This is a genomic window from Rhodococcus sp. NPDC056516 (assembly GCF_042794655.1).
Classification (GTDB): domain Bacteria; phylum Actinomycetota; class Actinomycetes; order Mycobacteriales; family Mycobacteriaceae; genus Rhodococcus_F.
Map to the genome: position 1 here is coordinate 117,949 of NZ_JBHTTG010000010.1, position 14,045 is coordinate 131,993.

The 14,045-nt window shown below is 60.8% G+C and carries 15 protein-coding genes and 1 pseudogene; 10 read left to right on the top strand and 6 right to left on the bottom strand.

The genetic code is table 11. The features are described 5' to 3' along the window. From ACFQ6Y_RS27910 to ACFQ6Y_RS27920, 3 genes are read right to left on the bottom strand one after another with little or no spacing between them, the layout of a single operon-like run. Entirely contained in the window at positions 1 to 780 is a 780-nt protein-coding gene (locus tag ACFQ6Y_RS27910; protein WP_378639792.1) for a DUF4190 domain-containing protein, read from the bottom strand. 45 nt (positions 781 to 825) lie between these two features. Continuing rightward, a complete protein-coding gene (locus ACFQ6Y_RS27915; RefSeq protein ID WP_378639793.1) occupies positions 826 to 1,410 on the bottom strand; it encodes a GNAT family N-acetyltransferase in 585 nt (194 codons plus the stop codon). Continuing rightward, the gene (locus tag ACFQ6Y_RS27920) at positions 1,410 to 2,765 is read right to left on the bottom strand and encodes a glycosyltransferase family 87 protein (RefSeq protein ID WP_378639796.1); all 1,356 of its coding nucleotides are present in this window, start codon (positions 2,763 to 2,765) and stop codon (positions 1,410 to 1,412) included. Before ACFQ6Y_RS27920 ends, ACFQ6Y_RS27915 begins: the two co-directional genes overlap by 1 nt. A 210-nt stretch (positions 2,766 to 2,975) precedes the next feature. On the opposite strand from ACFQ6Y_RS27920, the gene rpsF reads away from it, so the two are divergent. The 5 genes from rpsF (at position 2,976) to dnaB (ending at position 7,784) form a co-directional block, all read left to right on the top strand. Then, a complete protein-coding gene (rpsF, locus tag ACFQ6Y_RS27925; protein ID WP_003941237.1) occupies positions 2,976 to 3,263 on the top strand; it encodes a 30S ribosomal protein S6 in 288 nt (95 codons plus the stop codon). A gap of 64 nt (positions 3,264 to 3,327) precedes the next feature. Beyond that, entirely contained in the window at positions 3,328 to 3,852 is a 525-nt protein-coding gene (locus tag ACFQ6Y_RS27930) for a single-stranded DNA-binding protein (protein WP_003941248.1), read from the top strand. Between the two features lie 39 nt (positions 3,853 to 3,891). Further along, positions 3,892 to 4,134: a 30S ribosomal protein S18 gene (rpsR, locus tag ACFQ6Y_RS27935; protein ID WP_003941245.1), complete on the top strand. Its 243-nt coding sequence runs from the start codon at positions 3,892 to 3,894 to the stop codon at positions 4,132 to 4,134. An 18-nt stretch (positions 4,135 to 4,152) separates the two neighbouring features. Then, positions 4,153 to 4,608, top strand: coding sequence for a 50S ribosomal protein L9 (gene rplI / locus ACFQ6Y_RS27940; RefSeq protein ID WP_007735531.1), 456 nt, complete (start codon positions 4,153 to 4,155; stop codon positions 4,606 to 4,608). 518 nt (positions 4,609 to 5,126) lie between these two features. Further along, positions 5,127 to 7,784, top strand: coding sequence for a replicative DNA helicase (gene dnaB, locus ACFQ6Y_RS27945; protein ID WP_378639800.1), 2,658 nt, complete (start codon positions 5,127 to 5,129; stop codon positions 7,782 to 7,784). Positions 7,785 to 8,301: 517 nt separating this feature from the next. Here dnaB and ACFQ6Y_RS27950 read toward each other — a convergent pair. Further along, positions 8,302 to 8,829, bottom strand: a complete 528-nt coding sequence (locus tag ACFQ6Y_RS27950; protein ID WP_378639803.1) for an AAA family ATPase — start codon at positions 8,827 to 8,829, stop codon at positions 8,302 to 8,304. Positions 8,830 to 9,083: 254 nt separating this feature from the next. Here ACFQ6Y_RS27950 and ACFQ6Y_RS27955 point away from each other — a divergent pair. From ACFQ6Y_RS27955 to ACFQ6Y_RS27970, 4 genes and pseudogenes are all read left to right on the top strand, one after another. After that, positions 9,084 to 9,188: pseudogene (locus ACFQ6Y_RS27955) on the top strand (ribbon-helix-helix protein, CopG family); the annotation flags it as partial. Between the two features lie 1,154 nt (positions 9,189 to 10,342). Next, a complete protein-coding gene (locus ACFQ6Y_RS27960) occupies positions 10,343 to 10,582 on the top strand; it encodes a hypothetical protein (protein ID WP_378639806.1) in 240 nt (79 codons plus the stop codon). Positions 10,583 to 10,629: 47 nt separating this feature from the next. After that, positions 10,630 to 11,226 (top strand): IS3 family transposase, encoded by a 597-nt coding sequence (locus ACFQ6Y_RS27965; RefSeq protein WP_378639808.1) that lies wholly within the window; start codon positions 10,630 to 10,632, stop codon positions 11,224 to 11,226. 21 nt (positions 11,227 to 11,247) lie between these two features. Beyond that, on the top strand, positions 11,248 to 11,436 hold the full coding sequence (locus ACFQ6Y_RS27970) for an IS3 family transposase (protein WP_378639810.1): 189 nt from the start codon (positions 11,248 to 11,250) through the stop codon (positions 11,434 to 11,436). Between the two features lie 110 nt (positions 11,437 to 11,546). Here ACFQ6Y_RS27970 and ACFQ6Y_RS27975 read toward each other — a convergent pair whose 3' ends face one another. Further along, complete coding sequence (locus ACFQ6Y_RS27975; RefSeq protein WP_378639812.1) at positions 11,547 to 11,888, bottom strand: nitroreductase family deazaflavin-dependent oxidoreductase; 342 nt, start codon at positions 11,886 to 11,888, stop codon at positions 11,547 to 11,549. Positions 11,889 to 12,340: 452 nt separating this feature from the next. Here ACFQ6Y_RS27975 and ACFQ6Y_RS27980 point away from each other — a divergent pair, with 452 nt between their 5' ends. Next, complete coding sequence (locus tag ACFQ6Y_RS27980; protein ID WP_378639815.1) at positions 12,341 to 13,441, top strand: hypothetical protein; 1,101 nt, start codon at positions 12,341 to 12,343, stop codon at positions 13,439 to 13,441. A gap of 251 nt (positions 13,442 to 13,692) precedes the next feature. Here ACFQ6Y_RS27980 and ACFQ6Y_RS27985 read toward each other — a convergent pair whose 3' ends face one another. Further along, a complete protein-coding gene (locus ACFQ6Y_RS27985) occupies positions 13,693 to 14,043 on the bottom strand; it encodes a hypothetical protein (RefSeq protein WP_378639817.1) in 351 nt (116 codons plus the stop codon). Between the last annotated feature and the right edge of the window lie 2 nt (positions 14,044 to 14,045).

Genomic DNA, 14,045 nt, shown 5'->3' on the forward strand with positions numbered 1-14,045 from the left:
TCAGTTCATCCAGAATTCGATGGCGGCTTCCCTACCCAGCTCGCCTCCGGTGCCGGTGATCACCAGTCCGGCGGAGGTGAGCTTGTATGTCACGTCCTTATTGGTGACGGTGAATCCGTTGCCGGTGGGGGTTGGATCGTCGAGTTCGATGGTGGCGCCGTCGCTCAGCCGTTGACCCTTGTAGTAGTAACGGCCGACTCCGGTTTCGCAGATGACGATTCGTGATCCGGTCGTGACGGCAATGGCGACGGCAGGATTGGTGGAGTTGCAACTGGGACCGCCGGAGATGAAGCCCTGACGGTCGGTGCCGGAGACGGTAGGCGCTGGACCGACAGAGGTCGTGGCGCGTGGGGGCGTCGTCGTTCTCGGCGCTGTGGTGGGTGCACTCGGCGCCCGAGTCGTGGTCGTGGAGTACGAGTACGGCGTCGTGTAGGTGAAACTCCGCGAACTCGCCTCGTTCGCGGCGTTGCCGAAAGCGGCGGCGAGCAACCCGAAGAACGCGATCCACACCACCACTGCCAGGATGCCCAGTGCGGTGAAGATGTATCCGATGATCAGGCCGGCAAGAGCGAGTCCGTCGCCTTCTTCGCCGGTCCGTTTGATCTGGCCGCGTGCGATGTGCCCGAAGACGATCCCCAACGGCGCGATGAGGAAAGCGAAGACAAGAGCGAGTACCGCGAGCGTGTTCGTCGGCCGCCTGCCGTACGGATCAGGCTGCCCGTACGGAGCCGGTTGCCAATTCTGATTGCCCTGGTACCCGTACCCACCCTGATCGCTCATGAGGTGAATCTTGGCATGGACTTCGCCGAAGAGTGCAGGTGATCGCTAGTTTCGGGTACGTGTCTCCAGCTGAAGTGCGATGGTCGGCCAGTCGTCGTCGGTCATCGCGAACAGCGCCGTTGTACGCCAACTGCCGTCGAGGCGGCGTCGGTGCTTGCGCAGCAGGCCCTCGAACTGAGCGCCGAGCTTGGCGATCGCTGCCCTGGACTGTTCGTTGAACTCGTCCGTGTGCCATTCGACGCGTACGGCTTCGAGCTGGTCGAAGGCATGGCGAAGCAGGAGCAGTTTCGATTCGGGATTGATCCCGGTTCCCTGAACCGATCGCGACAACCACGTGTATCCGATTGCAAGACTGCGGTTTACCGGGTCGATCTGGTACATGGACGTGGTGCCGACCACGGCGTTCGTCGCGATGCTCACCTGCGCGAAGGCGATCCGATTCGGGTCGTCGGTGGCTGCAGCGATGTACTTCTGTGCCTGTTCCCGATCGGTGATCGGCGCCGCGGTCCAGCGAAAGATCGCCGGGTCGTCGGCGGCCGCGAGCAGTGCGTCGGTGTGCGCGACGCTCAGGGGTTCGAGTCGTACTCGATCACCGGTCAACGTCGGTGATTCGAACCACGATGCAGTCATCAGGCGTGCTCCCGTGAGTGAGTCGGAAGGTTGTTGTCGGAGTTGGCAATCTGATCGGTCCCGCCGGCAAGTGGATAGCGCAGTGGGACTCGCAGGAACAGGAAGAAGAACACGGCGAGCAGGATGACGTGGCCCCAGACGCTCGCCTGGACGACGGCCTCGTACTTGCTCGGATCGAGATTCATGTCCAGTTGGTAGAAGTACCGGAAGACGCCGATGCCCAACGCTGCATCGACGATCAGATAGGCGACGATCCAGAACCACCGGATCTTGAACAGAACGAGGAACGGCAGGATCCACAGGGTGTACTGCGGTGAATTGACCTTGTGCAGCAACACGAATCCGCACAACATCGCGGCACTGACTGCAATCCACGGAAAGTAGCCGTCGCGGACGTAGCGACGCCAACCCAGATACATCGCGAGCGCGAACGACGCCAGGATCATGACCGGGGACAGGATGCTCACCAGTGCGTCGTAGTCGGCGTTGAGTTCGCGAACTCCGAAACCGTAGAACGGTCGCAACCCCCAGAACCACAGCGAGTTGGTGGTGATGTCGGCGCTTCGCTTCTCCTGGAAGCTGAACGACGCGCGCCAGCCTTCGTACGAGATGAGGGCGAACGGCAGGTTGACGAGGACGACGGTGGCGATCGCCGCACCCGCCGTCATCAGCGCCCCACGAACGTCGTAACGCTTGCTTTCGGTGCCGCGTAGGAGCACGTAGGCCATGAGCGGCAGTACGAACATTCCCGGGTACAGCTTCAAGCAGAAGCCGATCGCCAGGATGACCGCCGCCAGAATCGCGCGAGTTCGTAGCGGGATCCGCTCGAACGTCATCAGGAAGATCGCGCCGACGCTGGTGGCTACTACCGGGAGCTCCCAGTTGTGGAATGCGTACAGGACCAGCGGCGGTGTTGCCGACCACACCAGCGCGTACGCGCCGCTCATCTTGCCGAGCATCCACGCGGTGAGCAGTCCGAAAGGAGCCAGGATCAGTGCCGAGTGCAGAAGGAAGTCCGTGTCGGTGTGTGAGCCGATACCGCCCAGCCACATCAGAATTCCGCTGAGTACCGGGTATTCGACGGTTCCGCCGGTCAGGAATCCTTCGGGCGTTATCCCTCCGGTGACGAAGGGGAACAGATGCTGATCGATACCTCGTCCGAGCCAGAGCAACTGAATGTCGGAGTAGCAGACGTCGATGTTCTTGTTGACGTCGAAGTTCAGGCTTCGGCCGTCGGGAGCGAACGGTGCGCCGCCGCATCTGGCCTTGTTGAAATAGCCCAGTGCCAGCGTCAGGCCGCACAATCCGACGACCAACGCCAGGATCGACGCCGGGGTCTTGCGGTCTGTTCGCATGATTCTCACCCTAGGGGGCGGAGTGGCTCGCGGGGCGACGTGTCTGCACCACGCGTCGCGTATCGACCTGGTGATCTTCCCGGAGAGCCGGGACGATTTCCCTGGTCAAGGCCCCTCGTGTAACCTACGAGGGTTGCTGACGCAACGACCCTCCTGCCACGGATAGTCCGTGGCCGTTTTCACTTAGTCCACAGGAGGTGATGAGGTCTTATGCGTCATTACGAATTGATGGTCATCCTTGACCCCAGCCTGGACGAGCGCACTGTCGCTCCTTCACTGGATACGTTCCTCAATGTTGTGCGCCAGCACGGCGGCACGATCGACAAGGTCGATGTCTGGGGTAAGCGTCGTCTCGCCTACGAGATCCTGAAGCATGCTGAAGGTATCTACGCGGTGATCGACATCAACGCCACTCCCGCCACCGTCGCTGAGCTCGATCGTCAGCTCGGTCTGAACGAGTCGGTTCTGCGCACGAAGGTTCTGCGCCACAACAAGTAATTACTGTCGGTAGCGAGCTCTACTCTCGCGCCCAACGGTCTTACATCAATGCAGGAGGAACCACATGGCTGGCGACACCATCATCACCGTCATCGGAAACCTGACGGCTGATCCTGAACTTCGTTTCACCCCGGCGGGTGCCGCGGTTGCAAACTTCACGGTTGCTTCCACGCCCCGCACCTTCGACCGTAATTCCAATGAATGGAAAGACGGCGATGCACTGTTCATGCGTTGCAACATCTGGCGCGAAGCAGCCGAGAACGTCGCGGAGAGCTTGACCCGTGGCTCACGAGTAATCGTGAGCGGCCGGCTCAAGCAGCGTTCGTACGAAACTCGCGAGGGCGAAAAGCGAACTGTCGTCGAGCTCGAAGTCGATGAAATCGGTCCTTCACTGAAGTACGCCACGGCAAAGGTCAACAAGGCCAACCGTGGCGGCGGCGGTGGAGGCGGCAACTTCGGCGGTTCCTCCGGCGGATCGGGTGGCGGACGTCCGAGCGCTGCACCTTCGGGTGGAGACGATCCTTGGGGCAGTGCGCCTCAGGCTTCGGGCTCCTTCGGTGGTGCGGGCAGCGACGAACCGCCCTTCTGATCCGTACCTGATCAGGAACATCCAGAAAAGAGCAAAGACATGCCGAAGCCGCCCTTGCGCGACAAGGTTATGAAGAAGAAGGTCTGCACCTTCTGTAAAGAGAAGAACACGCAGATCAACTACAAGGACACGACGTTGCTGCGTAAGTACGTCAGCGATCGCGGAAAGATCCGTGCTCGCCGTGTCACCGGCAATTGCGTCCAGCACCAGCGCGACGTTGCCATTGCCGTCAAGAACTCACGTGAGGTAGCACTGCTGCCTTACGCCACCGTGGCTCGCTAAGGAAAGGGAGGAAAGAACATGAAGCTCATCCTCACCGCTGACGTGGACAACCTCGGTGCGCCTGGCGACACCGTGGAGGTCAAGGACGGCTACGGCCGTAACTACCTGCTCCCCCGCGGACTGGCAATCGTCGCCACCCGTGGCGCCGAGAAGCAGGTCGAGGGCATCCGTCGTGCACAGGAAGCGCGCGCTGTGCGCGGCCTGGACCACGCCAAGGAGCTCAAGGCAGCTATCGAGGGCCTCGAGTCCGTAACGCTGACGGTCAAGACCGCCGGTGGCTCGGGCAAGCTCTTCGGTTCGGTTACCGTCGCTGACGTCGCTGCTGCGATCAAGGCTGCCGGTGGACCGGTTGTCGACAAGCGCTCCATCGTGTTGCCGAAGGCTCACATCAAGAACACGGGCAAGCACGCCGTGGTCGTGAACCTGCACCCCGATGTGGTTGCCAAGTTCAACCTGAACGTCGTCGGCGCATAGTCGACTGTTCGTCTCGTCGGGCCCCGCACACTTCGGTGTGTGGGGCCCGATGTTTTGTTTCGAGGTTGCGCGTGACTGCTTAGCCGCGCGCGCGGGTCCCGAATCGGACCTGGGGATAACTCTCACACTGTGATGTTCGACTTCGGTGATCGGTGACGAATCGGGCGAGGCAACACGCCCGACACGCCGACGCGCCGACTGTGGAAGAACTATTTTCATCAACAGGCCTGTGAAATTGTGGATAGTCATCTACCTGCTCTTTTGCGGTTGCTAGGCAAAGTAGTCCCCAAATGCTCCACAGGCGGTGCACACCGTGGGGCGGGAGTTTCCACAAAGCATCCACAGGTTTATCCACAGTCCGGTTTGTATGCGGACCTACTAGTCCCTAACGTCATCTCGGCGTCTATCTACAGCCCGGCCGAATGCGGCTAGGGGATGTCGGTGGGGGCAGGTACAAATGATGAGGGCGCTGCGGTTTCTGGCAGTGTCGTCGAGTGTTTTACGGGAAGGTCTCGCTTGTGGCTGTTGTAGATGATCGAGGACCTTCCGACTTCTCAGGGCCGGACTACCCGGGCCCTCCCGAGGCCGAGCCCGACCAGGAGTTCGGACGCCAGCCACCTCAGGACATGACTGCCGAGCAGTCGGTGCTCGGCGGCATGCTGCTGAGCAAGGACGCCATCGCTGACGTCCTCGAGGTACTGCGTCCGGGTGACTTCTACCGGCCCGCCCACCAGTCCGTCTACGACGTGATCCTGGACCTCTACAGCCGTGGCGAGCCCGCAGACCCGGTGACGGTCTCCGCCGAGCTCGACCGTCGAGGTGAGCTCCGCCGTATCGGTGGTGCTGCCTACCTGGTGACGCTGACCCAGACAGTGCCCACAGCCGCCAACGCCGCCTTCTATGCCGAGATCGTGGCCGAGAAGTCCGTGCTGCGTCGTCTGGTCGACGCCGGTACTCGCATCGTCCAGTACGGCTACGCCGGCACCGAGGGCCAGGACGTGGCCGAGGTTGTCGACCGCGCGCAGGCCGAGATCTTCGAGGTCACCGAGCGTCGAACCACCGAGGACTTCGTACCCCTCACCGAGCTCCTCCAGCCCACGATGGACGAGATCGACTCCATCGCCAGCCGCGGCGGAATTTCCCTCGGTGTGCCCACCGGATTCAAGGATCTCGACGAGATCACCAACGGCCTTCACGCTGGTCAGATGATTATCGTCGCGGCCCGTCCTGGTGTGGGCAAGGCGCTTGCCCTCGATACTCCCCTCGCGACGCCCAGTGGCTGGACCACGATGGGTGACGTTGCTGTCGGCGATCTGTTGATCGACAACCACGGCAAGCCGACGCGGGTTGTTGCCGCTACCGACGTGATGGTTGACCGTCCTTGCTACGAGGTCGAGTTTTCCGATGGAACAGTGTTGGTGGCCGACGAGCAGCATCAGTGGTTGACGGAGACGCGTGCTTCGCGCCGTTCAGCGCAGAACGCCAAGACAGGTTACAACCGCTATAAGAATCAAAAGACATTCGCCGAGGTCCGAACCACGGCGGAGATCGCATCGACGGTGCGATGCGCAACGGCGGATGGCCGCGTTAATCACTCTGTCGTGAATGCCAAGCCGCTCGACCTACCAACGCAGGATCTCCTTGTCCCGCCCTACACACTTGGCGCTTGGCTAGGTGACGGTTCTACTGCCTGCGCACAATTCACCACTGCTGATCCTGAGATCATCATGTTGATCGAGGCCGAAGGCCTGGTTGCAGTTCCGTCCAAGTCGGCGCATTTGCGCTACAGCCTTAAATTAGCCCCGGAAGATCCCGTCGCTCCGCGCGATTGCGTTGTGTGCGGAAAGAGCTTCGTGCCGTTCACCAGTCAGGTGCGAACATGCGGTCAATCATGCGGCGGCAAAGCACGTTTCATGTCTGACCCTGTACCTGCGCCAACCTGTTCACACTGTGGTGGACCTTCGATCGGGCTGCGACTGTGCCAGAAGTGCCGCAACGAGTACGGCACGGTTCAAGGACGCCTACGTACGATCGGTGTTCTGGGCAACAAGCACATCCCTGTCCAGTATCTCCGTGGGTCCGAGGCGCAGCGTCGTGCGGTTCTTGCGGGGCTTCTCGACACTGATGGAACTGTGACTGCCGGTGGCTCCGTTCAGTTTTCGGTAACCAACGAGCGCCTCGTCCGCGATGCCCAGGAATTAGTGGTCAGTCTTGGCTATCGCTGCCAAATGAGCACAAAGCGAGTCAACGGTCGCACCGAGGCTTCGTCGACTGCATTCACCTTGACCTTCTCGACTGATGACGAAGTGTTCGGTCTTACGCGGAAAGCGATGATGCACAAGGAGCGTCGAGCGAGTAAAAGCACTGCGAGCAGCGGATCGCGCTACATTGTCGATGTTCGACCAATTGCGAGTGTTCCGGTTCGCTGCGTCGAGGTCGACAACGCCGACCACATGTACCTGGCCGGTCATTCGATGGTCCCGACGCACAATTCCACGCTCGGAATGGATTTCCTGCGTTCCTGCTCCATCACGCACGGCATGGCCAGCGTCATGTTCTCCCTGGAAATGAGCAAAACCGAGATCGTCATGCGTCTGCTGTCCGCAGAGGCAAAGATCAAGCTCGGCGACATGCGCTCCGGAAAGATGACCGACGACGACTGGACCAAGCTCGCGCGTCGCATGAGTGAGATCAGTGAGGCGCCGCTATTCATCGATGACTCCCCCAACCTCACCATGATGGAAATCCGCGCAAAAGCGCGGCGGCTCAAGCAGAAACACGACATTCGCCTGATCGTCATCGACTACCTCCAGCTGATGAGCTCGGGTAAAAAGGTCGAGTCCCGTCAGCAGGAAGTCTCCGAATTCTCCCGTAGCCTAAAGCTTTTGGCGAAGGAGCTCGAAGTTCCGGTTGTCGCGATCTGTCAGCTCAACCGTGGTCCCGAGCAGCGAACCGACAAGCGTCCGCAGGTCGCCGACCTTCGTGAGTCCGGATCGCTCGAGCAGGACGCCGACATGGTGATTCTGCTGTACCGCCCCGACGCGACCGAGCGAGACGATCCCCGTGGCGGTGAAGCCGACCTGATTCTGGGTAAGCACCGTAACGGCCCGACCGCGACAATCACTGTGGCGCACCAGCTTCACCTCTCCAAGTTTGTGGACATGGCCCGGGGATAGTGGCTGCCGCCATCGCCTGAAGGTGGGACAAGAATCGGTCATGGTGGGATTCGGGGCGAGCACCAGCGATTATGTCGATGTTGGGCGGATGCCGAGCGGTTACGGTGTTCGTCGAATCAGTCTCGGAGCCCGACGAACATCCGGCCACGACAAGTGCGACCGTAGCGAGAATCGCAACAGAAAGGATGGGTACGCGGCGACTGTCACGCTGGACTCCGTTTCCTCGGTTTCGCGAAACTTACCAGGACAACCGGCTCTCAGGATTCACTCTGAGCCACGAGATGCCTGTTTTCGATACCCTCCGCCAGAGAGTGAGCCCGGGAACGCGCGTTGGTGAGGCGCGCACTGCGGGGCGGCAAACTGAAGGGGCGTCAGCACCAGCTCACCCGAGAAGACGTAGATCCCTTGCAATCCTAGAGACCGGCCAGCCCACAAATCGAAGTTCGCCAGGTCGATCATCACGAGTAACACTCAGTGCCAGCATCTTTCGAACGCACCCAGCTCGACGATTCCGGTGTCAATGCAAAGCCGAGAGAACCGTGTCGACCCGCCCACGGAGTGGGCCGTCAAGCTCGACAACTACGAGGGAGTCACACACCTGCATCGGATCGGCGTACACCAAATCCAGCAACGCGTCGTTCACCGCGCGCTGCAGCTCCGGCATCCCCACCGCAGGCAACTTCTGCACTGTTTCGACGGTAATCGGCACCACAACCAGCACGTCGAGAGTACGTAGCGCGGACCTCACAATCGCCGCCTCAACTTCTGCCTCCGGATCGACACCACACGCCGACAGGTACGCCAGGAAGTCGAGCGGCGTGCGATCGAATACAACACCAGAAGAAGGTGTAGTCAGCAATCGCAGTGAACGACGAAGCTGCGCACGGTAGTCATCAGCCGAGGGTGGAAACTCGAACTCGCGCCCCTCCTCTTCGAGCACGAAATACGGTTCATCGACCCGAATGTGCCCTGCGAGGCGGCCACACAACTCGTCGACCAGCGTGCTCTTGCCGGTCCCGTGCGGGCCGGATACTCCAATACGCATTAGTGGGGCCCTCTCGAAAAAGTTGCGGAACTACTTGTCAGTGGAGCACCCGTCGACCGCCGGTTCGATACCGACCCCTGGACGCCCGGACCCGCCACTAATTCTCGTTGCACCTGGAGCGTCGAAGGTGATAAGTGGGGCCGCCGAGGTTGCGGACGATACCCGACAGTTCACCACGTGCGGGAAGATCAGTGGTGCTCGTAGATGGCGAACCTGGCGTCGTGATCGCCCCGTTCGGGCGTGCATTTGCACTGATGGACGCCGCGTTACTCGCGGCGTTGAACGCGCCGCAGAAACAAGAACATGTCTCCCGGTCCGAAGCGATCCGACAAGCAGTGCGTGCCTGGACCCACGTCGCTTGTAAACACATAAGTCCGCACCCAAACACGGAATCAGCGAAGACGCCGGCATCTACGCCGCAGAGCACCACGTCTAAGTCGCCGACCTGGACGACGACAATCCCGCCCGTCCACGAACGAACTTCAAACCCGCACCCTCACACAAAAGTTGCTCACCGGACCCGGGATTCAGTTGGGCACGCCCGAGAAAGCTACTGCAGCAGGAAAGACGCCAGCAACCACGAGACGACCGACCAATGGCGCAAGGTTCCACGGGAAGGTCTACGGCTCGCCGATTCCCACCCGCGTATGCCGAGCATGTCGCCGGCGTTCGCCACGCGAGGACGTTCGGAGCCACTGGAAGTCCAGGTACATCACCACGATCAGACTCACACCCAGCATCACTAGCAACAGAACCACGTTCACCAACGTCTCACTACTCCATCCGGAACCGAATTACTCACTCGCACAGAACAGCACAGCACAAGATGCAATTCTCACAAGCATGCCGTGCATGCGCACCAGGCGGCTGTGCTCAGGCAGCGGCCACGGCCCGAATCGATCGGACTACTGATTCGCGCGTCCTCGGATTCGCCGAAAAACCACTTGTGGTCAACTTTCTGGGCTCCATCCCTACGTCACGCTCGCCTACGGGCCCGACGCCCATGACCTGTCGCCACCACCGCTCACGTTCCTCGGATTCAGCCCACACAATTACATCCATCACTGTCTCCTCATCGACCTCGGTTTGTTACCCAGATCACGTTTGTTGGAAACGTGAAGCATGTGAAGTAGGACGACAGGGAGACTCCGAATCGCACTACCTGAGACGATTCCAGCCTTCGAGGCTCGCCGGAAGCCGATCCGAACACAAGGACGACGAGAGTCGAAAAGCGCGTGCCGGATGATCGCTGCTCACTCCTTGCCAGCCACGGGCGCACGGCTCATCGGCGCAGCACGCACACGTCCTACCGATGAGCCACACACTCCGCTCCCCGGCCGCCGCCTCCATCACCGTCGGCACCCGTGTCACTGAATCGCACTGTAGTTTCGGGGGGACTGATGTGCCCCGAGTTTCCGGAGTTCGTTTGTTTTGCTTCAGGCATTGATGCACCCAAGAGAGGTTCGCGACGCCCCGACGTTGTCCGCCCGAGTTCCGCCGGAAAGTCCTCGATTTGTCGAAGTCAGGACGCACGGTCGCCGAGGTCGCCGCAGGTCTCGATGTCACCGAGCAGACCATCTACGACTGGCTTGGGCCAGGAGCTCATCGATACCGGACAGAAGCCGGGGCTGAGTTCGCTCGAAATCGCCGCCGCCCGTCGTCGTATCGCCGAGTTGGAGACCGAGCTTGCATCGCCGAACACTCCACGGAGCTGCTGAAGTCGGTGGTGCTCCCAAAAGGCGGTTCGAAGTGATGACCAAGGAATGACTACCGGTACAGACTTCGTGGCGGATTCTGGAGGTGTCGGGGTCCGGCTTCTACGAGTGTTGCAATCGTGCACCCTTGGAACGCTCACTGCGACATGCCTGGTTGACGCAGCGGATCACCGAGGTTCACACCGCCTCGTACGTCGCCGACGGTGCGCGGCGCATCCACCCTGAACTCACCCTCCGTCACGGTATTACCGTGAGACACGGCCGCATCGAAATGTTGATGAGAGCTGCTGGTGTGAAAGGACTTCCGGGAAACAATCGTGCGTGTTCCAAGCATCGGACTCCGACCGCGAGCGATCTCGTGGACCGTAAGTTCACCCGCGACGAGCCGAACAAGTTGTCGGTCACGGTTATCACGGAACATCACACCCGTGAAGGTAAAATTTACTGCGCTGTTGCCGAAGGATACGTTTTCGAGGCGAGTCGTCGGGTGGGCTGGCGACAGCTCGTAGACAGCGACATTGGTGATAAACGCTCTGGGAATGGCCATTTCCAATCGAGGCCCGACGCCCCGCACACCCATTTGCTCGGGCCACGGAGTGCAGGTCACGTCCTGGGTATTCACCCGCCGGGCGCACGACTCAGGGCTGGTCCCGTCGATGGGATCGATCGGCGATCGCTATGACAATGCCGTGATCGAATCATTATGGGGCAGAGTTCAATCGAACTCTCGAATCGAAAACGACGGAAAACGAGGACCGAATCGGCCGACTCCACGTTCGAGTACTTCGAGATCTTCCGCAATCGCCAACGCTGGCACAGTGCCCTCGGGATGCTGACACCGATCGAGTTCGAGAACGTCACACGTCACACGTCAACCGGTAGCCTGAAGTAGAAAATGACGACTCCACGAAACTTGGGGTACATCAAAGTCCCTGGACTCGCCGGGGCGATTCAGTCGATACCGGTCGATCGGGAGTAAGGGGTTGTTCTTGTTGCGGGGAATCAGGTTTGGCGCCGTTCGAGAGCGAACACACGAAGATTGCGCGCCGTGCGAGTCTTGTACACGGAGTACGTAGGGTTGTATTCGACGAACTGTTCGAAGACCTTCTCCGCCTCCTGCCCAGTCAACAAGGTCGTGTTCACAGGGATCTCGGCCCCTCCGATTGTCACCGTCGCCTCCCGATTGGCCAACAGGTTCTCGGACCATGCGGGGTGATGGGGTCGTCCGAAATTACTACCGACCAGAAATAAGCGGTCCCCTTCGCGCATGTAGGTGAGAGGCGTCGTCCGGGGCTGTCCTGTTTTCTTTCCGGTCGTGGTCAACAACAGCAACGGCACCCCCATCGGCCCGAAGATTGTTCGTCGACCTTTGCTGTGCAGGAGCAGTTTTCGGTCGACCGGCGTCAATTTCCGGAGATATCAAGACCCGATCCGCGATGATACGAAGGCATTGAGTGGCTTCTTGAGCAACCGCCGATCGTGACCCCACCGAATATCAGGGAAAGCGTTGGTGTCCATAGTTGATTGTCTCTCCAGCGCTTCTCTGTGTACACCGCCTCCTGCAGTGCACTCAGTCGGCGAACTGCTGCGGAGTGTTGTGGTTCGGCGCTGGAGCTGATTGGCGGGTTGGTGTCTACTCGAAATGATCATGTGTGTCTTGGTGCGCGGCGTGTCTCGTTGCCGCGGCCGATGGCGCGTCCCTGGTGCATCCGGTGGTCGACCTCACGCCGTCATTGATTCGGAGTGACAACGGATTCGAGGAGTTTGGGGGAAGTCCGGGCGGGTAGGTGAAGGTGGTGAAGACAAATGAGCACTTTCAGGGAGAGCGATCTGGTGCCGTAGGTGAGCAGGCCTCGGTGCTGTTGATCGCGGAACCGGGCAAAGCTGCGGCTCTCGCGGAACGCATAGCGAAGTATCTGCCGCAACGGCTGCGAAGCCGTGACCGCCTCGAGCGCCGGTGGACGACGTGTGTACGTAGCAAGCCCTACCTCTCGGACGAGCAAACAGACTTCGCGGAGGTCATCGAGGCGGTCGATCCGTCCTCCGAAGGGGAGGACATCGTCGTATACCTCACTGATCTACCGCGCCGCGAAGATACGCTGCCGGTGGTGGCCGACGTCAGCCCCGACCATTGCTTCGCGCTTGTCTCTGTCGCCGGGGTGGGTGCGATCCACATCGAGCGCCGCGTCCGCGCTGTTACCGAACTCGCGATAGCCCGCATCCTTGGTGAACCGGAACTCATGCCGCAGGGCGCGGCGCGACGGTTCCCGTGTGTGCAGACGGAGAATGGCAGCCGTTACTTCGCGCCATCAGGACTGCGGCGGTTACGACTGTTGTCGGGGATGGTGCGGGCGAACCGTCCGTGGCGGCTGGTCGCCGGACTGTCGAAGGTGCTCGTCGGTGCCTTCGCCACGGGTGCGATCGCGCTGGCTACGAGCACGATTTGGTCGTTCGCCGACACGATGGGCCCTTGGCGTATGAGCGCGGCTACGGTCCTGTCGATCGTGGCGATGATTCTCTGGCTGATTGTCGATCACGAACTGTGGGAGCGGCCGAAGTCGTCGGAAGAGCGCGATCGATCCGTGCTGTACAACATTTCGACCGTGGTCACCCTGTTCATCGGCGTGACCGTCCTCCACGTGGCCCTGTTCTGTCTACTGTTGTTCACTGCGTGTCTCACACTTCCCCCGGAACTGCTGGCCCGCACTCTCGGACACGGGGTGAACTTCTCCGACTACCTCACGCTCGCCTGGCTGCTGGCGTCGATCGCCACGATAGGTGGGGCTCTCGGGTCGGGTCTCGAGGACGACGACGCCGTCACGGAAGCGACGTACGGGGTCCGGCAGCGGCAACGCATCGAGGAGACCCGAACGCGGTCGAACGAGGCGGATGAATGATCGCGAGAGCGCATCGTCGGCGCTACTGCCGGTGGCGTTCGCGACCGCGGGCGAGGTCGTGATCCCTGCCGACGGTTCGTGATGGGAATGTGCAGCTGACCAGCGCAGTCCTATTCTCTCGTGAGGATCGAACGCAGCACGAAGTGGAGGATCACAGCGATCGGGCTCCGACCGCGACACCGGCCAGCGCGCACCGTGATCACGTTACAGCACAAGCGAATCCGATTTCGCGAGTGCCGAATTCGGTTTGTCTACAGGTGGGGTAGTGCTGCAGTGAGGAAGACGGCGCCGAAGGCGATTCCGGCAATGCCGGTGAGGATCCCGACCACGCCGGCGGTGTTGTCGCCCAGATCGCGTCCGGGGGTGTCGGGTCGACGCGCTGCCAGGGCGGTTCCGATGGCGGCGGCACCGAGGAGGATGCCGAGGCCGAACATCCAGAACGTCAGTATCGAGAGGGCACCGAACATCAACGCCATGTCGCTGTATTCGTCGCTGGTGACAGGACGGTGCTGAGCCCACCAATCGGGTGGGGTGTGCGCTCGGGATTCGGCGTTGCCGGTGTTGTCGGATTGTTCGTGCGGGGGGATGGTGGATGCAGTCATGA